The organism is Thermoclostridium caenicola (assembly GCF_900142095.1).
Classification (GTDB): Bacteria; Bacillota; Clostridia; order DSM-8532; family DSM-8532; genus Thermoclostridium_A; species Thermoclostridium_A caenicola.
Genome location: NZ_FQZP01000002.1, coordinates 1 through 19,744 on the forward strand (window position 1 = coordinate 1; position 19,744 = coordinate 19,744).

Annotated in this window: 16 protein-coding genes, 1 pseudogene and 1 other annotated feature; of the genes and pseudogenes, 2 read left to right on the plus strand and 15 right to left on the minus strand. The window is 50.8% G+C overall.

Annotation, left to right across the window (positions count from 1 at the left end; all coding sequences use genetic code 11):
* Nucleotides 1-149: 149 nt before the first annotated feature.
* The 4 genes and pseudogenes from F3H12_RS00675 to F3H12_RS00695 form a co-directional block, all read right to left on the minus strand.
* Nucleotides 150-1,529: a glycosyltransferase family 2 protein gene (locus F3H12_RS00675; protein WP_243133142.1), complete on the minus strand. Its 1,380-nt coding sequence runs from the start codon at nt 1,527-1,529 to the stop codon at nt 150-152.
* 477 nt (nt 1,530-2,006) lie between these two features.
* The gene (locus tag F3H12_RS00685) at nt 2,007-2,324 is read right to left on the minus strand and encodes a hypothetical protein (protein ID WP_149677419.1); all 318 of its coding nucleotides are present in this window, start codon (nt 2,322-2,324) and stop codon (nt 2,007-2,009) included.
* Between the two features lie 831 nt (nt 2,325-3,155).
* Nucleotides 3,156-3,641, minus strand: a pseudogene (locus tag F3H12_RS00690) (M20/M25/M40 family metallo-hydrolase); the annotation flags it as partial.
* A 75-nt stretch (nt 3,642-3,716) separates the two neighbouring features.
* On the minus strand, nt 3,717-4,562 hold the full coding sequence (locus tag F3H12_RS00695; protein ID WP_243133143.1) for a DUF368 domain-containing protein: 846 nt from the start codon (nt 4,560-4,562) through the stop codon (nt 3,717-3,719).
* Nucleotides 4,563-4,796: 234 nt separating this feature from the next.
* Here F3H12_RS00695 and F3H12_RS00700 point away from each other — a divergent pair, with 234 nt between their 5' ends.
* Complete coding sequence (locus F3H12_RS00700) at nt 4,797-5,537, plus strand: class I SAM-dependent methyltransferase (RefSeq protein ID WP_149677422.1); 741 nt, start codon at nt 4,797-4,799, stop codon at nt 5,535-5,537.
* A 96-nt stretch (nt 5,538-5,633) separates the two neighbouring features.
* Complete coding sequence (locus F3H12_RS00705) at nt 5,634-5,900, plus strand: PepSY domain-containing protein (protein ID WP_243133144.1); 267 nt, start codon at nt 5,634-5,636, stop codon at nt 5,898-5,900.
* A 66-nt stretch (nt 5,901-5,966) separates the two neighbouring features.
* On the opposite strand, the gene F3H12_RS00710 is transcribed toward F3H12_RS00705, so the two are convergent.
* The 11 genes from F3H12_RS00710 to F3H12_RS00760 form a co-directional block, all read right to left on the minus strand.
* A complete protein-coding gene (locus tag F3H12_RS00710) occupies nt 5,967-7,340 on the minus strand; it encodes a sodium-dependent transporter (protein WP_149677423.1) in 1,374 nt (457 codons plus the stop codon).
* A 289-nt stretch (nt 7,341-7,629) separates the two neighbouring features.
* Nucleotides 7,630-8,481, minus strand: a complete 852-nt coding sequence (locus F3H12_RS00715) for a carbohydrate ABC transporter permease (protein WP_149677424.1) — start codon at nt 8,479-8,481, stop codon at nt 7,630-7,632.
* A complete protein-coding gene (locus tag F3H12_RS00720; RefSeq protein ID WP_149677425.1) occupies nt 8,478-9,455 on the minus strand; it encodes a carbohydrate ABC transporter permease in 978 nt (325 codons plus the stop codon). The genes F3H12_RS00715 and F3H12_RS00720 overlap by 4 nt, the downstream gene beginning before the upstream one ends.
* A 96-nt stretch (nt 9,456-9,551) precedes the next feature.
* Complete coding sequence (locus F3H12_RS00725; RefSeq protein WP_149677426.1) at nt 9,552-11,006, minus strand: ABC transporter substrate-binding protein; 1,455 nt, start codon at nt 11,004-11,006, stop codon at nt 9,552-9,554.
* Between the two features lie 392 nt (nt 11,007-11,398).
* Nucleotides 11,399-12,517, minus strand: a complete 1,119-nt coding sequence (locus F3H12_RS00730) for a phosphoserine transaminase (RefSeq protein ID WP_149677427.1) — start codon at nt 12,515-12,517, stop codon at nt 11,399-11,401.
* A 78-nt stretch (nt 12,518-12,595) separates the two neighbouring features.
* Nucleotides 12,596-12,799: a binding site (T-box leader), on the minus strand.
* A 152-nt stretch (nt 12,800-12,951) separates the two neighbouring features.
* Entirely contained in the window at nt 12,952-13,932 is a 981-nt protein-coding gene (locus tag F3H12_RS00735; RefSeq protein WP_149677428.1) for an acyl-CoA dehydratase activase, read from the minus strand.
* The gene (locus tag F3H12_RS00740) at nt 13,913-15,010 is read right to left on the minus strand and encodes a 2-hydroxyacyl-CoA dehydratase (protein ID WP_149677429.1); all 1,098 of its coding nucleotides are present in this window, start codon (nt 15,008-15,010) and stop codon (nt 13,913-13,915) included. The genes F3H12_RS00735 and F3H12_RS00740 overlap by 20 nt, the downstream gene beginning before the upstream one ends.
* Nucleotides 14,952-15,902, minus strand: coding sequence for an acyl-CoA dehydratase activase-related protein (locus tag F3H12_RS00745; RefSeq protein ID WP_149677430.1), 951 nt, complete (start codon nt 15,900-15,902; stop codon nt 14,952-14,954). Before F3H12_RS00745 ends, F3H12_RS00740 begins: the two co-directional genes overlap by 59 nt.
* Nucleotides 15,903-16,227: 325 nt before the next feature.
* Nucleotides 16,228-17,049, minus strand: coding sequence for an MBL fold metallo-hydrolase (locus F3H12_RS00750; RefSeq protein WP_149677431.1), 822 nt, complete (start codon nt 17,047-17,049; stop codon nt 16,228-16,230).
* A 75-nt stretch (nt 17,050-17,124) separates the two neighbouring features.
* Nucleotides 17,125-18,255, minus strand: coding sequence for a zinc-dependent alcohol dehydrogenase (locus F3H12_RS00755; RefSeq protein WP_149677432.1), 1,131 nt, complete (start codon nt 18,253-18,255; stop codon nt 17,125-17,127).
* Between the two features lie 133 nt (nt 18,256-18,388).
* Nucleotides 18,389-19,669: a glycoside hydrolase family 18 protein gene (locus F3H12_RS00760; RefSeq protein ID WP_149677433.1), complete on the minus strand. Its 1,281-nt coding sequence runs from the start codon at nt 19,667-19,669 to the stop codon at nt 18,389-18,391.
* Nucleotides 19,670-19,744 lie beyond the last annotated feature (75 nt).

Here is a 19,744-nt window from a genome sequence, read left to right on the forward strand (position 1 = left end):
GTGTAAAAAAGCAGATGATCTATGATGATCATCTGCCAACAATACATATGCTACTTCATTTTACTTGGTTCAACCCCAACATTTGACGTAGAGCCGCAAAAAAGCGGCTATGCATGGCGCATAACCGCAACTTAAAGCTTCCGCAGGTTTCACTTCCATACCCTTTTGAGCCTGAAAACCTCCTGCGCATAACCCCAAACCGAAACCGGGGACATGATCATCTGGTAGCTCAGCATAAACAGTATGAATCCGGACAAGTTCTTCCTGACTCTTAAATTGAGCTTTCTGAACACATACTTCTGATATTTGTATAGAATGGAATAGCTGGCAAACGTCAGCGGAAGCACCAGCAAAGTGGCAGGCCCAACAATCCAGAAGAAGCCAAAGCATGCCAGGATTAGCCCGGGCAACCAAAAGAAAGTATAGGACACATCCATGTATGGAATGAGCAGGTTTACGCCCGTCAGGTATTTCGTATAAGCCTGAGGTTGCTGCCATGGCTTGATTTCCTTAAGGGCTTCAATCATGCCCCGGGCCCAGCGGGATCGCTGCCTTGCAAAGGCACGGAAGGAATTCGGCACACTGGTAAATGCAACAGCCAACGGCTCAAAGTACACCTTCCAGTGACGCTTCAGCAGGTTCCATGTCAGCACGATGTCCTCCCCTATTGCATCGGGCCACCCGCCGATTGCCCTCACACAATCCGTTTTGTATAAGCTGTAGGCCCCCTGGGCCACCAGGGTCCCCTGGTACAGCCCCTGTAGCCTTTTGATGGAAGCAATACCGAGAAAGTAATCCCATTCCTGTATCTTTGTGATAATGTTTTCACGGCTGTTGCGGACCAGCACCGAACCGGCAACGGCGCAAACATTTTCAGGCGCGCTTTCCATACGTGCCACAAGATACCTCACAGCAGATGGATGCAGCAAGGTGTCAGCATCCAATGTGATGACCAGTTCGGTGGTGACGTGTTGCAATCCGGTATTTAAGGCATTGAATTTTCCCGGGTTCTCTTCGCGAATGCCCGTGATATCCAGATCCAGCTTTTTGCCCGATGTCAGAGCAACATGGGAAGTCTCATCGCTTGAACCATTGTCAATGACGAAAACCTTGAGGTGACCGCCATAATCCTGTTTTGCAATATAGGACAGCGTATTCCCAATATTCTCCGCTTCATTTCTGGCCGCAATAAGGATGGTGATATCTCTTATCGGGTTTTCATCCTTGAAAGGAGGCTGCCTGTCAAAAATCAGGCTGACCACCAGGAAGGCATTCACATAGCCGGGTATATAGGCGATTCCCGCGATGATAAGCAATGCCAGGGGCAAAGAAACGACCTCTGCCAGATCATTCACCCACGGGATGGATACATATATTGAAAATCCTGTCCATACCAAAGCCACCAGGTGACTGAGCGAAAACTTCGCTATAACCGGAATATAGCGGCTTTTTGTATGTACATTTGCTCGAATAGCCATTTCATCGTGTCTCAAAATCTTGATAATCCGCCTTTCCAGTCTGATTTGCAAGGTGAATGCTTCATGAACATTGGATTTCACTCAAGAGGAGCTTGCATATTTCCAATTGACGTGCAATCATCTGATTCTGTCATTAAAAGACAGGAAATTAACACACTCGCCTGATTTCGACTATAGTTGATTCATTATACCCCATTGTGCATGGCATTTCAAATACAGATATTTACTGCTAAAAGGAGATCTCCTGAAGCTAATCGGGGTTTTCTCTCTGAAAGAGATTTGCTTCTCGGACCTGGTCAGGCATCTGCCGTTTGCCAATGTGAAAAGGATAGTTTGGCTTTATGCCCTGCTGGCCTGATATCCATTACACCATGCAGGAATATGAAAAGGACCCGCTGTTCGTCAGAGGCGTACGCTGCGATTTGGGCGATTTCAAGTTCCCTGAACTGTCCATTGCATAATGCTTCGACAGTACAGCTCAAGTTCCTTCTCAGGGCTCTGCATCGAATATGCAGAGCCTTTTTTATATTACTCCTGTTTGCCAATACTCCAGATGTATTTGTCAAACCAATACCTGCGGCCTGTGATGACCAGATCAATTTTGTCATCGTCCCGTATGATGCGCACCGGGATAAAAACGGTATGGTAGTCCCAGGAGATCTTGTCAACAGCCGACGCAAAATCAGCATGAAAATCGGGGTATTTCTCCTGGAGCAATGCGTTAAATTGATTCTGATTGGTATCAATCAGCCACTTTTTATAGCCGGTGGCACAGGTGGCGGCATCAAAAGAAACCGGCAAAGCATAACCAATAGCTAAAATAAATATTAAAATGATGATTGACATGCGCAAGATAATCCTGATGCTTTTACTTCTCATGGTCATACCTCAAACCAGCACAGCAATATAACAGTTTTTGTTTATAATGTTAATATATATCGTGTCCAATAAGCAATAATATCTGCCAAAGTAAAAAAACACTTTCCCCGAATCCAGGTCATTGATGAGGGAAGTGTTTTATGTTGGCGGGCGGAGACAGCATCAGTTTTTCTTTTCGCACGGAGCAATTGTCCGGCGTATCGGAACACCCGCCGCAAACAGCGTCTGGCGCTTCACAGGGTTCGCACGGCTTCTCCGTATTATTGACAAATTGATTGCCGTTGCCTATATCGGTTATATTCTCAGGAAGGTTGCATGCCAGGGTATTATCCATGGCAAGGCTGCGGTCCGAAACGAGGAAAAAACCTGAATTTCCGTTGTAAGAGATGGTGTTGCCCAGGTGTATTCCGGCTTCTCCCTGATCGAACAATCCTGCCTGGCGACTGCATGTGATACGGTTTTCCCCGGTGAAGTGATTCCTGTAGCCGGCATTTATCGTAAAAGCATCTGACTTGCAGCCTTGAATCTTATTACCGATGGCCACCGTACTGTTTCCCTCTCCCAGAACGACGCCCTATGATTACTGCCATCCGGACACATCCTTTCAAAAGAAACATGAACAAGCTTTACAGTACAATATATTCCTGGCGCGCCAATCTGCCACAGAACGCTTAGCGGCATGCGTCCTGCCGCCAGGCTTTGCGATATGAAGCATTGATTTTAATGACCGAATGGCAGAAAAATTAACGGGTGACGTGGCAAGACCCCCAAACCGCCGTTACGGTTTGGAGGTCTTTATCAATTGCTCAAATCCTGCTGCTGATCGATATACAGGAGTGTTCTCAGAAGAACATTGGTCCCCTTCAGGCAATTCTCGGCAGGTGTATACTCGAGCTCACAATGGCTGTGTCCTCCCAGGCTGGGAACAAAAATCATGGCGGTGGGAATCACGTCTACCACGTACTGGGCATCATGGCCTGGACCGCTGAACATCCTCATGTGCGTGTAACCATAATCCCCGGCGCTTTTCTCAACAAAATCCACCAGTTCGGGCGTAAACCTGACGGTCTTGCGCGACCAGGCTTCCTTCCAGGAAACCTGGCACTTCTCCACCTCTTCGGGGATCCTGTTGATGATCTCCAGGACCTGCCGGATAACCGTCGGATCCTGATGCCTCGCATCAAGAGTGAACCTGACTTCTTCCGGGATGATGGTATGGATATTGGGGTGCGCGGAGATCTTGCCGGTGGTATACACCAGCCTGCTGTCCAGACGGTCAAACTCATCATCATGACGGGCTCTTGCAAAAAGCAGCACCGGGATTCTTCCCGATGCTGCTTTTACAACCCTTTTCCCTGATTAATCGTTTTGGAATCTGGACAAAGCCTTGATGGCCATAAATCCCAGGATAAGTGCCGCGACGGCCATTACGACGGTGCCGATCCACCATAGCACATCTGCGCTTTCAGGGATTGCGGGCACGATTTTGTCCCGGAAAATCTCGTATGTGGATCCAAGAACAAACCCGATGATCATCCAATAGGTCTGATGGGGGAAGCTGTTGAGAATCCATTCGATGGGCTTTGTGATCAGGAAAACGCCGATGAGCGTTGCAACACCCAATATCCCGATATAAACCACATCAAACTTCGTGATGGCATCGAGCATGGCATCATACATCCCCAGCACAAGCAGCATATGGGAGGTGCTGATGCCCGGAAGCACCAGGGCCAGAGCAATCACCACCCCTGTCACCAGGAGCATCAGATAGTGCGTCAGGCCTGAATCAAAGCTGATATCTATGCTTCCTGCCGGAATAAAGCCAATGGATATCACAATAATGAAACCAAGCAGGAAATATAATCCCGAAGAAAACCTGAAGGGAGATTCCTTTGTCTTCTTATACAGCGCAGGTATGCCTCCCACAACCGCACCCAGGAAAAACACCGATACAGGTATCGGGAACTTCTCCAGCAGCCATTTGATCAAAAATGAAAGGGTGCAAATTCCGGCGCCGGCCCCAATGCAAAACTTCAAAAGGAATAAAACATTGCCTTTGATGTCCTTTAAAAACCTGCTGATGGAGCTGATAAGCCTGTCATAGATGCCCAGCAGGATTGCCATGGTACTGCCGCTCACGCCGGGAACGCTCATGGACGAGCCGATGATGTACCCCTTTAGCATGATCATCAAATCATCTTTCAACTTGCCCTTCATTTGTACAAACACACCTTGAGGTGCGCCCCTCCTTCTCTTTTTTGCTCACTGACGAAAATTATAACATCACACTTGGGATATGTAAATTATTTCATCTTTAAAGGATCCGCATTATTGCCCGCCAGTATTGCTTTAGCGACAACCGGAACTTATCCAGTTGTTGAATTATTATTCGTTTATATGTATAATTATACAAATTGATTCATTGAGAGGTGAACGGGTATGCAGGTTAATTACAACGAAATTTCCAAGACCTATGATCAGGTCAGGGCAGAGAACAGGGATGTGATTGATTTATTCATCGACGAAGTCAGAATTTCAGATCAATCAAAGGTATTGGATTTTGGCTGCGGAACAGGCAATTATGCCAACACCCTGCAGAAGCGTACAAAGGCTCAGGTTTATGGTGTGGAACCGTCAGATGGTATGAGGGAAAAGGCTGCAGCAAAGAATCCCTATCTTACCGTTGTGAAAGGGAACCATGAACATATTCCTTTTGCAGATAATACCTTTGATTTTGTCTACATGACAGATGTTATCCACCATGTTCCGGATCTGGGGATGATGTTCAGAGAGATCGGAAGGGTGCTGAAGAACGGCGGGCTGCTGTGCATCGTGACCGAATCCCACGAACAGATTGACAACAGGTTCTATGTGAAATACTTTCCCACCACTGCAACCGTTGATAAAGGAAGATATCCCGATATTGATGAAATCATTGGCAAGGCTCAGGAACAGTCCTTTCAACACGTCAAGAACGTTATTATAGGTGAGGGCATGGAGATTCCGGTAACAATCGATTTTGTAGAGCTTGTCAGAAATAAGGGGTATTCCATGTTTCATCTGATACCTGAGGATGAATATCAAGCCGGCCTAAAGCAGTTGGAGGACGATGTTTGCACCGGTCGCCTGAAAAAATCCAGGCACTCCGGGGAAACATTGATATGGCTGCGGCTTCTGTGATCCTGCGTATCATGTATTTGCCGTATTCAAATTTGTAACACATGGTATGTTCATCAATATTATGATAACATGAGCTTTCAGCCGAGAGGCTAAAAAATGATGCATTTTGGGGCAGCGGGTTATCCGTATTATTATACCCTTTGGGATGGTTACTGGAGATGTCAGCGCATCAACAGCGAAGCAGCCATTCAGATCGCTTTGCAGCAAGTGCCCGGACAAGTCATAAAGGTTGAATTGGATGACGAAAATGGTGTACTGGTTTATGAAATCGACATACGCACACCTTCGGGCATATTTGAAGTTCATGTCCATGCGGTGACCGGACAGATACTGAAAATCGAAAGAGAAGACGATCGGTATTAAACTGAAGGACGCCGAAGCCAAATTGCTCCGGCGTCCTTCTTTTCTTTGAGATGATATATCTGATCCTTACATAAATTTTTCGATATACCCCAGAATGAAGATAATAGCTAAGAGGACCGGCAGGATGTAGGTAAGATAAAATCTCATTTTCTGCGGGAACTTGATGCCTTCTCCGCTGTTGGCTTCAGCGATAAAGTTCTCCCAACCCCAACCATACCGGCTGACGCAGAACAGGGCATAGAACAGGGCCCCTAATGGCAGGATATTGTTGCTGACAATAAAGTCCTCCAGGTCCAGGATCGTGGAGCCCTCTCCCATGGGCTGAATACCGCTCCAGATATTAAAGCCGAACGCGCATGGCAGGGAGAGAATGATGATCAGCACCAAATTGACCAGCACAGCTTTCCTCCTTGACCAGCCAAGCAGGTCAATAGCAAATGAGATGATGTTCTCAAAGACCGCAATCACCGTGGAAAGGGCGGCAAAAACCATGAAGACATAGAACAGCACACCCCAAAGCCGCCCAAGCGGCATCGCGTTGAATATATTGGGCAGCGTCAGGAACACCAGGCCCGGGCCGCTGCCGGGATTCACACCGAACGAGAAGCAGGCCGGAAAGATGATAAGCCCTGCGGTAAAGGCAACAAAGGTGTCCAGGATAATAATGTTGATACTTTCACCCAGCAGGCTGCGTTCCCTGGGAAGATAACTTCCAAATATGGCCATGCTGCCTATGCCAATGCTCAGGGTAAAGAAAGCCTGCCCCATGGCTGCATAAATGGTCGTCCATATGCCGTTCTTCGTGAAGTTCTCCAGGTTGGGGGTAAGATAAAACTTAAGGCCTTCCCCGGCATTGGGCAGCGTCAGGGAACGGATGGCCAACACGATCATGATAATTAAGAGACAGGACATCATGACCTTCGTGATCCGCTCAACACCTTTTTGCAAGCCCAGGGAACAAACCAGGAATCCCAGGATGCATATGACGGCCATCCATAATACATTCGCTCCCGGATCAGAAACCAGTCCGCCGAAAATAGCCTCCACCTGCGACGGTGATGCCCCTGCAAAATCCCCCTTTATCATATAAAAGAGATAAGCCAGGATCCAACCGGATATGGTGGTATAAAACATCATCAACAGATAATTACCGGCCATTCCAGCCCATTTGAAAAGGTGCCATTTGCTCCCCTTTGGTTCCAATACGTCAAAGGACATGGCAACACTTCGCTTGCTGGCACGTCCCACGGAGAATTCCATGACCATGAGGGGTAGGCCAAAAATCAGAAGGAAGAGCAGGTATATGAGGACAAATATGCCTCCCCCATAGGCCCCCGTTATGTACGGGAACCGCCAGACATTTCCCAGGCCGATGGCGCACCCGGCAGAGATCAGGATGAACCCAAGACGTGATTTGAAGGTTTCTCTGTCTTGTTGCATATTAACACCCGCCTTCATAGCATTTTAACCATATTGTACAGTATTTTCCCCAGTAATAGAATAGGAATTTCAGATATTATACCGCTAAAGCAGCAGTATCTGTCCAGTTTATTTTGTCAGCCATTAACGCTGACGTATTGCATTCGAAGCCTGATATCCGGAAAGCTTCCGGCACTAAAAAGCTCCTGCCGAAAACGCTTACGGCAAGAGCTCTTAAAACCTTCTGGTTGGTTCTTTCCTGTCAAGGATACAAGCCAATAGCCTGTTTCAGGCATTACCGGCTCGATGCTTATTCCTTCATGCTTCCCAGAGCAACACCGGCAATAATGTATTTGGACAAAGCAAAGTAAACAATGAACAGTGGCAGCACTGTCAGAGTCAGGCCAAGATAAATAGCACCATACTCTGTTTTATAGATATCGCCTCTCAGCAAGCTGACCATGATCGGCATGGTGTATTTTGCCTTGTCGGTCAGCAGGATCATGGGCATAAACAGGTTGTTCCAGCTTCCAACAAACGCGAAGATGGCCTGGGTTGCCATTGCGGGTTTCATAATTGGAAGCACGATTCTGTTGAAGATATAGAATTCATTGGCTCCGTCTATTCTGGCGGAATTAACGATATCAATGGACAATGCGCCCAACAGGTACTGCCTCATAAAGAACACCATTGCCGGAGCGGCGATCGCAGGAAGAATCAGCGGGAGGTAGCTGTTTGTCCAGCCGATACGATACATGAACTGATAAAATCCTATACCGGAAACCTGAGCAGGAATCATCAGAACAGCCATGATGAATGTAAAGAACGGCTGTCTCAGTCTCCATTGGTAGGCTACCAGGGCATATGCGGTAAGGCATGAGAAATAGATTCCCAGGACCGTAGCACCACCGGCTATGATAAGGGAGTTCTTAAAGCCAACCAAAGGATTGAACGCTTTACCCTCAAAAACTTTGAAGTTGCTTATCAGATAAGTGGAAGGCAACAGAGAAATTGAATTCTGCTGGATCTCATATGTTCCGCGCGTGGCGTTCATCATCATGATCCAGAATGGCATAATGCTGAGTATAGCCAGAAAAATACAGACAATGTATTTGATGGTTTTTGAAACCGTACGGCCTACAAGTGTAGATTCACGTCTCATGCCTCTGCCCTCCTTGCTGCCTTCTGGGCTTTTTTGAGCTCTCTCATCTGTTTCTTGAGCTTACCTGCATCTTTGTCACGCAACAGATAGAAGAGGATACCCGACAAGATAGCGATGATAACAAACAGGATCATACATGCTGCTGCTGCACGGTTGTACAGATAGCTTCCACTGAAGGCCTGGTTGTATATGAAAACGCTAACGGTCAACGTAGCGCTGTCCGGACCGCCATTCAGGAACAGTTTGGGTATGTCAAACATCTGCATACCACCGATCAAGCTGGTAACCAGCGTAAAGAGCATAATGGTTCTCAAACTCGGCAAGGTTATATGGAAGAAGACTTGCCGGCTCGTAGCGCCATCGATTTCCGCCGCCTCAAAGAGAGCAGGGTTGATACCCAGCACACCGGCAATAAGCACAATCATGGTTTGTCCATACCACATCCAGAACTGAATGAATGATATGATACCTTTTGCCGTCCACTTGTCACGAAGGAACTCTGTTGGCCCATCTGCAATACCCAGCATCTGGAACAAATCATTAACCGGCCCCAAAGGATACCCGAACAACGAATTGAACAGGATGGCTATGGTAGCAGCCGTTATGATATTGGGCATATAGAACAGAACCTTGAACGCTCCCTGGCATCTCAGTTTCTGACGCTGGTTGGTGAACCATGCTGTAAGCAGGAGAGCCAGAAGGATCTGGGGTATAAAGTTGCATATCCATATGATAGCGGTATTCTCCAGCGATTTCTGGAAGGATGGGTTTTTCCAAACGGCTTCAAAGTTCTGGAGCGGGTTTTCCAAAAACTTGAAATCCGTCTTTCCCAAGCCTTTCAGATCGGTAAAACCAATTACCGCGGTGTAAAAGATGGGATATGCCGTAAAGATCAAAAACGCGAGAACAAAGGGTATGGAAAATATGTATCCGTATTTGGCATAGCTGACACTCTTAAGTTTCTTTGGTCCCATAAGCATTCACCTCCGGCAAAGAGTCACTGGCGCCTTGTTGATAAAAAGTTGGGGCGAACGGAAAGGCATCCGCCCGCCCCTCTTTACTTGCCAAAATTATTCAACAATAACGTCGAGGTTGTCGGCAACCAACTGCTTGAAGTCAGCAATTGCCTGCTCCTTGGTCTTGTTGCCGTTTACATACTCACGAACCTGATCGGTGAAGTAGGTGTTGATGGTTTCGTCGTACTGGGTCATGTTGTCGCCCCTAGCGAACTCACCAGCGGGAACGAATACATCAAACATGTTCTGGCCTGCGAGGAAGTCGAGCTTACCGTCAGACTTCTTCATAACAGCACCGGAAGCAACAGTGTCCTTGGTTCCGCCAGGGCCTTCGAGAGTACCGTTAGCCCAGAAGTACTGGAGACCGGTCTCGGAGCTGTCGAGGGTGATCCATTCGATGATCTGACCGACAGTCTTAGGAATCTTGGTATCCTTGTTGGCCAGTACCCATGTGCCGCCCCAGAAGAATCCTACAGGAGCTTCGCAGATAGCCCAGTCACCATATGTACCTTCGCCGGGCTTGGAACCGCCGGAGTTACCAGCCATTACGTAGTTGATCAACCATGCAGGACCGAAGAATCCGAACACCTTCTTGGGACCGGCATCCTTCATGTCAGCATACCAAGCGTCTGTCCAAGCAGTGGTGTCGTTGCTGTAACCGTTGTCCTTCAGCCTCTTAGCATAGTCGAAGAAGGCCTCACGGGCAGGATCGATGTACAGCTTGCCGTCAACGATCCAAGGCTTCTCAGCAGCGTTTCTTACAGGGTTCCACAGATCGCCGTCGCTGGACAGCATTACATAGCCCTTCTGCTTAACTTCCTCAGCAGCCTGGAAGAACTTCTCCCAGCCGGGACCGATTTTATCCTTAATAACGGCAGGATCATCGGTGCCCCATACATCCTTGGCGATGGAACGACGATAGATGAACGCACCGCCGGTAGCCTGATAGCCGAGACCTACCAGTTTGCCGTCGCTGGGCCTTGTACCGATGTCAACAGTGTACTGAGCAATTTCAGATTCCTTCAGGAGCCTGTCAACATCGATGCCGAGATCCTTGTAAGCAGCGGCATAGTTGGCAGCGTCGCCCTGTGTGTACTTCAGAACGAAAGCAGACTCAACGCAGTAGATGTCAGGAGCGTCAGCACCGCCGGAAGCGAGAGCCTGGTCCAGAGCGGGCTGATAAGCACCGTCAGTGGTAGCGATGATGGTGGTCTTAATTTCGTACGGGAAATCCTGACCGGTTCTCTGCTTGTAGATTTCCTTGTACTTGTCCATCATCTTGGGAACCTCATCGGTGAAGCTCCACAGATTCAGAACCTTGACGTTGGGGTCATCGCTTACTTCCGGAGCGGGAGTGCTGGTATCAGCAGGAGCGGAGCTGGTCTGCTGTGCCGGAGCACTGGAGTCCGGAGAAGCAGGTGTCTGCTCGTTGCCGCCGCAGCCGGAAATACCGATTGCCAGCGTAAAGAGCATAGCAACAGACAGGACTAGAGCGAGAATACGTTTCATAGTTATCCTCCTTTTTTTTTATATGTTTTGGCTGAATTCATTATAGCAGATTGCACAATAATGTCAAGTGCATATTGTTCAACGTACAGCAAAAATACCTCAATCGCTTTAATTGATTTTATTGTATAAGCTGCCGCCAACCCCCGGGAATATTTTGTAGTGTTGCTGCAAAACAGCAATATGAAGGCTTCATGCACTGTTTTTATGCTCTGGATACTGAAGCAGACGGCCGGCATGGGATGCCGCCGGGAAATACCCGAGGAATCCCTGTCCGGTAACATCATTGGTAATTATGCCGAATGATTTCATAATATTGGAAATCACTGCGATAAACTGGCATAAAAAAACGCAGATCCCTGCGCATATTGCGGAATCTGCGTTTCTATTAAAGTCTATCGGTTTTTGACCTCTTCATAGGCCCATTCAAGCCATTGGCACAATATTTCCAGGTCCGACTTCTCCACGGTGGCACCGCACCAGATTCTCAGCCCCACAGGCGCCTCGCTGTATGAGTTGATATCATAGGCCACTTTTTCTTCGGCGAGCAGTTTGACCATGGCCTTGATCTGGTCAGCGGAGAGATCCACGCTGAGGCATACGCTGGTGTTGGAGCGGATAGCCTTGTCCTTTGCCAGGAAACGGATCCACGGATGACTTTCCACAAAGGCCTCCAGGACCTTCAGGTTTTCTTCGCTCTTTGCAATCAGGCCTTTGAGGCCGCCAATGGATTCCGCCCAGTCCAAAGCCTTCAGGTAGTCCTCATTGCAAAGCATGGAAGGCGTGTTGATGGTAGAACCCTGGAAGATGCCCATGTCGAGGGCGCCCTTCTTCTTAAGCCGGAATACTTTCGGCAAGGGCCATGGCGGGTTATAGGTCTCAAGGCGCTGAACAGCCCGCGGTGAAAGAATCAGCATGCCGTGGGCAGCCTCTCCGCCGAGCACCTTCTGCCAGGAGAAGGTGAGGCCATCAATCTTGTGCCATGGGATCTCCATCGCAAAAACAGCAGAAGTGGCATCACAAAGGGTCAGACCTTCCCTGTCATCAGGAATCCAGTCGCCGTTGGGTACCTTGACACCGCTGGTGGTGCCATTCCATGTGAAGACCACATCGTTCCTGAAATCTACCTTTGAAAGGTCGGGCAGCTCGCCGTATTCGGCTGTGTGCTTGTTGACATTCTCCAGCTTCAGTTCCTTTTCAATGTCATACGCCCAGCCCTTGCTGAAAGACTCGAAAACGATGACATCAACGCCCCTCGCGCCCAATACGTTCCACATCAGCATTTCGAAAGCTCCCGTATCGGACCCGGGCACGATGCCAACCAGATAGTCGTCGGGAATGCCAAGGATCTTCTTCGTCCTTTCGATGGATTCCTGCAGCTTGCCCTTTCCAAGGGTGCTGCGATGTGATCTGCCCAGCGGAGCATCCCTCAGCACATCGAGGGTATAGCCGGGGTACTTGGCGCACGGACCTGAAGAAAAGCATGGATTGACAGGCTTCTTGTTCGGTTTCATAGGACCATACCTCACTTTCCTTATATGACGCTTTACCCTGCTTGACTAGATATAATAAAAAACCCCCGTCCTGAAACGTTCAGGGACGAGAGAACAAACCCGCGGTGCCACCCATTTTAGCCGGAAAACCAGCTCACTTGATGCACGATAACCGGTGCTCCGGTCTGGCTCGTCGCCAGCGTCTTCGGAGTGGATTTCGACCCTCCGGCCGGCTGGTTTGCACCATCCACCAGCTCTCTGCTTCGGCTTAAGAAGGGCTACTTGCTCCTTCATTGACTTTGCAGTTTAAATTTTAAACCATATCTTTCCGTTCATCAAGATCTTTGATAATTTTTATACAAAGTGCTGCATATTTATCATGCCGCAGAATGGACTTTAACCATAATGAACAAGGCAACTGCCGCTTTCTGAGCCGCTCCTTTGGCCATCCCCGGTTACATGTTTCCGGCCTTTGCCGGATAAGACGCGATCCGGCTGCTCCACTTTCCGCACCGATCGCCAAAGCAGCCTATCTCCCGGCCGTTTTCATGGATCCTGGCAACCTCGCAGCGATTGGCACAGCCTTCGCATTCAAAGCCCCTGGATTCAAACCGGTGCTCGGCAAGGGCAAAGCCCCGGAAACGTGTGCTGCCGGTCCTGCTCACCGCATCCTTTGCCAGGATGGCGGCCCCGATGGCGCCCATCATCTTATGATGCTCCGGCACGATCACCTCAAAGCCCAGAGCCCGTTCAAAGGCCAGCTTCATCCCCTTGTTCGCCGCCACGCCTCCCTGGAAAAACACCTTCGGCCTGATGTCCTTGCCCTTCCCCACGTTGTTCAGATAATTCCTGACCAGCGCTTCGCAAAGCCCCATGATGATATCGGCCGGGTTGTAACCCATCTGCTGCTTGTGGATCATATCGCTTTCCGCAAAAACGGCGCAGCGACCGGCGATCCTGACGGGCATGCCCGCCTTGAGCGCATAATCCCCGAACTCTTCAATGGGAATACCCATCCGCTCGGCCTGCCGGTCCAGAAAGGATCCGGTTCCCGCCGCACAAACCGTGTTCATGGCAAAATCCGAAACCACGCCGTTTCTGAGAAGGATGATCTTGGAGTCCTGTCCCCCGATCTCGATGATGGTCCTCACATCCCGGTCCAGTTCAAGGGCCGCAACGGCGTGGGCCGTAATCTCATTCTTGACGGCGTCGGCGCCCACCAGGACGGAGGCGATCTGCCTGCCGCTCCCGGTGGTACCGCAGGCGGCCACATCCTCGTCCCGATACCGCTCCTTCAAGGTTCTGAGGCCTTCCTGCACGGCCCGGATGGGATTGCCCCGGGTTCTGAGATACAGCTTTTCAACCACCTGCAAATCATTGTCCAGCAGGACCAGATCGGTGCTCACCGATCCCACGTCAATGCCGAGATACAGCATGCGACCGCCTCCTTTCCAGCATGTCTATGAATGCCTCGATCCGGGTGACATACCCGGCTTCGCCGGTCATCTCGTCCACCACCAGGGACAGGACGGGAAAATCCTTATCCCTGGCTATGGCAGGAAGGATGGCCTTTGAGACGATTTCCGGCATGCAGCCCATGGGAAAGATCTGGATGGCCCCGTCAAAACCTTCTTTCCATGACAGGACGGCCTCCCCGACGCATTCCCGGGCATGCCCCCCGATATAGTAAGGCAGGTAATCCCGGGAAGCCATTCGTATGCCCGGGCTGTTGATCTTCAGAGGGGACATGATCGTATTGCCCATCCACCAGCTGGGCGTCATCATGCGTTTCGTGGATATCCCGTAATCCATGAGCTTGTCCTCGATATACAGGTTGGAAAAGGGTTCTATGACCGTATAAATCTCACCGATGATGGCAATTCTGATGGGCTTTGCCGAATTGTCGCACGGCACCTGGTCCAGTCTTCTGGAATACTCATGAAGGCATCGGAGCATCTCCCGGGGCGTTTTGCATCTGAAGGTCTCCTGCCTGCATGCATGGAGCAGGCGCTTGCAGGTTCCGCGCACCTTCTCATAGCCTGCCTTTTCATGGGCCTTGGCTTCTATGGCGTCCAACAGGTTCATGATCCTAACAGCCTGTGCCAGAGCACGCCATTTTTGTGCCCTGCTCCTGGGGCTTGCAGCAGCAACCCGGGCGATCCTTGCCATGAGCTCCTTCAAGCCAATGCATTTTGGCGCGTCAATCACGATGAAGTCCACCTGGTAGCCCAGCCTCCTGAGCAGCTTCATCTGCATTTCGCAGTATTCACCGAACCGGCACGGGCCACAGCTTCCTGTAATAATGACCGTATCCGCTCCCTGTTCAATGGCCTGGATGTAATTGCCCACCATGATCTTGAACGGAAGGCAGATCTCCTCGGGAGAATGGAGGGAGCCGATCTCCAGGGCGGCTTTGCTGTTCATGGGCGGGATGACATAATCCACGCCCAGCCCGTCAAACAGGGCTTTCGCAGCAAGATAGACGTTGCCCATGTGGGGAATGGTGATCTTCAACCCTACCACTCCTTTCCAGCATGTCCGCAAAGGCTTCGATTCGGGTATCCACCCCCGCCTCCCCGGTATGCTCGTCGATTTTCAGCACCAGCATGGGAAAGTCCCCTATTCGATCCCGGACAAGTTCAAGGATTACGGAATCAATCCCGCAGGCAAAAGACGAGACGTAAACAATGCCCTGCACACGCTTTCCGGCAACCGAGGCGGAGATGAAACCGTAAGTTTTCCTGGCAAAGGTCCAGAAGGGTTTCTTGAACAGGGATGCAACCTCTGGCGCCATCTCTTCCTCATCCATGCTCTCCTCGGTAACGACTCCGATACCAAGCCTGTTGAGCTTCTTCCGGACATTCATATTGATAAATGTGTCATAAAGATTGTAGGGATGCCCGGCCAGAGCCACCCGGATGGGATATCCCTGATCGTCGTATCCGGTTTTGAAACGCAACTGTTCGGCAATTGCCGCTTCCAGGGCAGCCTTAATCCTTCGCCGGTCACGGGTAATCCGCGCTCCTGCTCGCAGAGCCCACTTTCGGAGCCCGGCCATGGAATCCGCGTAAAAGGGTTCCGTGATGGTTTCGGGAAGTCCGTATATGCTGTTGAGCACCATCTCGGGCAAGCCGCAGAATTTCGGGCATATATACTCGCCCCTGTACAGTCGCATGATCCTGGGGATGAACAGCAGATCGCACTGAGCCTTCAGACAGGATACATGGCCGTGGAAGACCTTCACCGGCAGGCAGGCCTCGTCCACACAGCATTGGATCCCCGCATCCAGGATGGCCCTGTTCGTAGGGGGCGATACGGCCAGTTCCGCTCCAAGTTCAGTAAAAAAGCGTGTGAAAAAGGGGTGGTATTGATCATACAGCAACCCTCTGGGTATTCCAACTTTCATATCCTTCTCCCTGATGCTTTTCATTAAGTAGTTGTACGGGAATTGAAAACCCAGGCGCAGCGTGCTCTCAGCCGTCTCCGGGCGCCGTAAAGCCCGGTTGCTGTGATGCACGGCTGCAAAACAGCAACTGAGATTGCCTCGTCACTTCGTTCCTCGCAATGACATGAGGGATATGGCAGTAGAGTCCATTCCGGGATGTCTTTGCGAGCGGAGCGTCAACGCAGCGCGGCAATCTCCGTGAAGCCCGTTAACCCTGGCCATTGCACTACACGACTGAATAACAGTATGGAGGAAATCCTCCCCGCGATGGCGGGCGCTTTCCGCCTCACAACTCCGGCATGTCTTCTTCCGCCTCTTTGCGCGGCACGGCTACTTCCTCAAAATTTTCAGCCAAATACGCCAGGTGGTCTTCCAGTTCCCGGCCGCCCATGGGCTTGCCGTGGCTGGGTATGACCAGCGCCGGATTGAGCCCCTTCAGCTGAGCGACAGAATTCCTGGCCCTTTCCCAGTCCATGGTCATATAGGCCGGGGGACCCTTAATCTTTTCCCTGCCCGCCAAAGCCGACAGCAGGGACTCCTGTTTGGTGGTGGTGAAAGCGTCACCTGCAATCAGGGTCCTGTCGCTCTCCCTGAACAGGGAAATATGACCCTCGGTGTGGCCCGGGGTATGGATCCATCTCCACCCTTTTATTCCGGGCACGCTGCCGTCCTCAGGCAGGGGTGTCAGGCGGAAACCCAGGTTAATGGCCGTGTGGGGAAACCAGGGTGACATTTTGGCAACCAGCCCTTCATCCGTTGAGGCATCCGCCTGCGGATAGTCCTTCTTGCCTGACAGATAGGGCATTTCCAGGGGATGGGCGTAGATGGGGACATCCCAGTATTCTGCAAGCCTTTCCAGGGATCCCACATGGTCAAAATGACCGTGGGTCAGGATGATGGCCGCCGGGCACCTGCTGAATCGCTTCAGGGTTGTTTCCAGGATGAATGCTTCCGAATTGGACAGGCCGGCATCCACCATGACCCATTCGTCATTGGTGCCCACAGCACAGGCGTTGACGATGGTGAAATCAAAAAGCAGAACGTCAGGAAGGATTTCCTGTGTTTTTGCAGTGAGTTTGGAAAGAAGCTGAACCAGTTTGTTGACCATTTGAACCTCCAAAGCCTTTCATGTGTCATGCCCCATTTCAGCACAGGTAAGGCACCGGGGCAATCTGTGCCCATGTCAGGGCCTGAGCACGACCTTGATGCAATGGTCCTTCTTTTCATCAAACAGTTCATAGGCCAGTTCTCCCTTGTCCAGGGGCAGCCTGTGCGTGATGATGTCGGTGGCATCGATGACGCCATCCTTTATGAGGGAGAGTATGGGTCTGATGTATTTCTGAACCGGGCATTGTCCCATTTTCAGCGTGATGTTGCGCGCGAAAAAATCACCCAGGGGAAACATGTTGTAGCGGGCGCCGTAAACACCCACCAGTGAGACGGTACCTCCCTTTCTGACCGCCCGGGCGGCAATCTCTATGGCGGATTTGGATCCCCCCTGGAGTTTCAGCGCCGTTTCAATCTTCTCCATGAGGCTCATCCGACCATCCATGCCGACGCAGTCCACCACCACATCGGCCCCTCCGTTCGTAATCTCCCGGATGTACTCGCCGGTATTGTCATGGGCCTCAATATTCACGGTTTCCACACCATAGTGCTTTCTGGCATGTTCCAGGCGATAGTCCAGGGCATCCACCGCAATGATGCGTTTTGCCCCCATGAAGGCCGCCCACTTCACCGACAGAAGGCCAACAGGCCCACAGCCCAGGATCACCACGGTATCGTCCTTTCCCACGCCGCCCATTTCCACACCCCAGTAGGAAGTGGGCAATATGTCCGTCAAAAAGAGCACCTGCTCATCGGACAGTTCCTCTGGGACCACGACAGGGCCCACATTGGCATAGGGAACCCGTACATATTCGGCCTGACCGCCCTCATACCCGCCAAAAGTGTTGCCGTAACCAAAATAGGCACCGGACTCGCCGTGGGGATTGGAGTTGTCGCATTGGGACCAGAGCCCATGATTGCAATACCAGCAATGCCCGCATGAAACGGTAAAGGGGATGATGACCCTGTCCCCCTTTTTCAGCCGGGTAACGCCTTTCCCTGCTTCCTCAACAATGCCCATGGCCTCATGACCCAGGATGAATCCCTTGGGCAGGTTGGGGATCATGCCGTGGATCAGGTGGAGATCCGAACCGCAGATGGAAGTGGCCGTCACCCTGACGATGATATCATCGTCATTCTGTATCTCAGGATCGCCCACATTTTTCACCTGGACATCCCTGATGCCTTCATATACCAGTGCTTTCAAGGCGCAATCATTCCTTTTCCAAAGAGCGTTATCCTGAGATAGCATTTCCATCCCCATGGAAAATATGCAAAAAGCCATAAGCCCGGTTAGCCGGCTTATGGCATGTTTTTATTTCTGAAATATTGCTCCCGTGTCAAAGCACCTTCCGGATATTGTAAACTGCGTTCAGGACCAGATAATACTGGGGCGAATACCTGCCGATGGTCCACAGGCTGATGCCGCCCAACCGGTACTCGTTGACCAGGGCCAGCGAGGCATAGATGCTTCTGGCATCCGAAAACCAGACCTCATGCTGTCTTGCCGATTCGTCATAATACCGGAAATAGGGCGCCTGTGCCAGCTCATCGAACTGAATGAAAGCACCCACCCTTCTGGCCAGATCCACGGCCCCCGTATTGGATATGGTGGTTGCCGCAGAGCCCTCCCTGAAGGGGAGCGTCCAGTTATAACCGTAATTGGGAATGCCCATGAGAATCTTCCGTCTGGGGATAACGGACACCGCATAATCCAAAACCCGCCTCACCTCGTTCAGGGGCGCCACCGCCCTCGGCGGACTGTAGGTATATCCCCATTCATAGGTCATGAGAATCACATGGTCGGCCAATGCGCCGTGAACCGGATAATCATGGGCTTCATAAAGCAGTCCCATCTGTTCCCCCGAAATTTTCGGCGCCAGCGCCGTGGTGAGCGAGTAGCCCAACGGCCGTATTCTTTCGGAAACCTTTCTCAGAAAATTGTTGTAGTTCTCCCGATCCCGGGGATAAAGGTATTCAAAATCGATATCCAAACCGTAATAGTTCTTTTCCCTCATGATGCGCAGCACATTGTCGATCAGGGTGTCCTGGACCTGCTCGTTGGTCAGGATTTGATTGGCCAGATCGCTGGAAAAGCTTCCCCCTTCTTCGATGTTGGTGATCACCATGAAGGGTGCCACCCTGGCCGCCCTGGCCGCCTGGATGAGCGGTTCGTCATCTATGGTGTTCAGGCTTCCGTCGGGTCTGACTTCATAGCTGAAAATGCTGAGAAATGAGAGGGACGGCAAGGTTTTCCGCAGGACTTCGCGGTCGATTTCCGGGAAGGCATAGCCATTGACCAGGATCTCTCCGAAATTGATTTCTCTCGGTGGGATGTTAATTTCCTGCCCCACCTGCAGAACGGCGGGATTGGTAATGCCTGGATTGGCTTCGAGCAGATCGGCCACGGTAACCCCGTAGCGCCTGGCAATGGTGAAGATGGAATCCCCGGGCCTGACCGTATACTGCCTGGTCCCCTCAAGAATGACCAGGGTCTGCCCCGGCACCAGTTGTTCAGGGTTTTCCAGTTCGTTGTCGCTGATAATCCTTTCGCTGGGAACATCATACAGTCTGGCAATCGAATAGATGCTCTCCCCCGGCCTGACAACATGGATTCTCATATGGCAGTCACGCTCCTGTTCCTGTATGCCTGCATACGTTCAAAAAACACTATTACACAATATGCGCAAATGCTG

Excerpts from the sequence above, each read along its gene's own strand:
- F3H12_RS00685 (WP_149677419.1), bottom strand. The coding sequence starts at position 2,324 with ATGTCAATCATCATTTTAATATTTATTTTAGCTATTGGTTATGCTTTG.
- F3H12_RS00700 (WP_149677422.1), top strand. The coding sequence starts at position 4,797 with ATGCAGGTTAATTACAACGAAATTTCCAAGACCTATGATCAGGTCAGG.
- F3H12_RS00705 (WP_243133144.1), top strand. The coding sequence starts at position 5,634 with ATGATGCATTTTGGGGCAGCGGGTTATCCGTATTATTATACCCTTTGG.
- F3H12_RS00710 (WP_149677423.1), bottom strand. The coding sequence starts at position 7,340 with ATGCAACAAGACAGAGAAACCTTCAAATCACGTCTTGGGTTCATCCTG.
- F3H12_RS00715 (WP_149677424.1), bottom strand. The coding sequence starts at position 8,481 with ATGAGACGTGAATCTACACTTGTAGGCCGTACGGTTTCAAAAACCATC.
- F3H12_RS00720 (WP_149677425.1), bottom strand. The coding sequence starts at position 9,455 with ATGGGACCAAAGAAACTTAAGAGTGTCAGCTATGCCAAATACGGATAC.
- F3H12_RS00725 (WP_149677426.1), bottom strand. The coding sequence starts at position 11,006 with ATGAAACGTATTCTCGCTCTAGTCCTGTCTGTTGCTATGCTCTTTACG.
- F3H12_RS00730 (WP_149677427.1), bottom strand. The coding sequence starts at position 12,517 with ATGAAACCGAACAAGAAGCCTGTCAATCCATGCTTTTCTTCAGGTCCG.
- F3H12_RS00735 (WP_149677428.1), bottom strand. The coding sequence starts at position 13,932 with ATGCTGTATCTCGGCATTGACGTGGGATCGGTGAGCACCGATCTGGTC.
- F3H12_RS00745 (WP_149677430.1), bottom strand. The coding sequence starts at position 15,902 with ATGAAAGTTGGAATACCCAGAGGGTTGCTGTATGATCAATACCACCCC.
- F3H12_RS00750 (WP_149677431.1), bottom strand. The coding sequence starts at position 17,049 with ATGGTCAACAAACTGGTTCAGCTTCTTTCCAAACTCACTGCAAAAACA.
- F3H12_RS00760 (WP_149677433.1), bottom strand. The coding sequence starts at position 19,669 with ATGAGAATCCATGTTGTCAGGCCGGGGGAGAGCATCTATTCGATTGCC.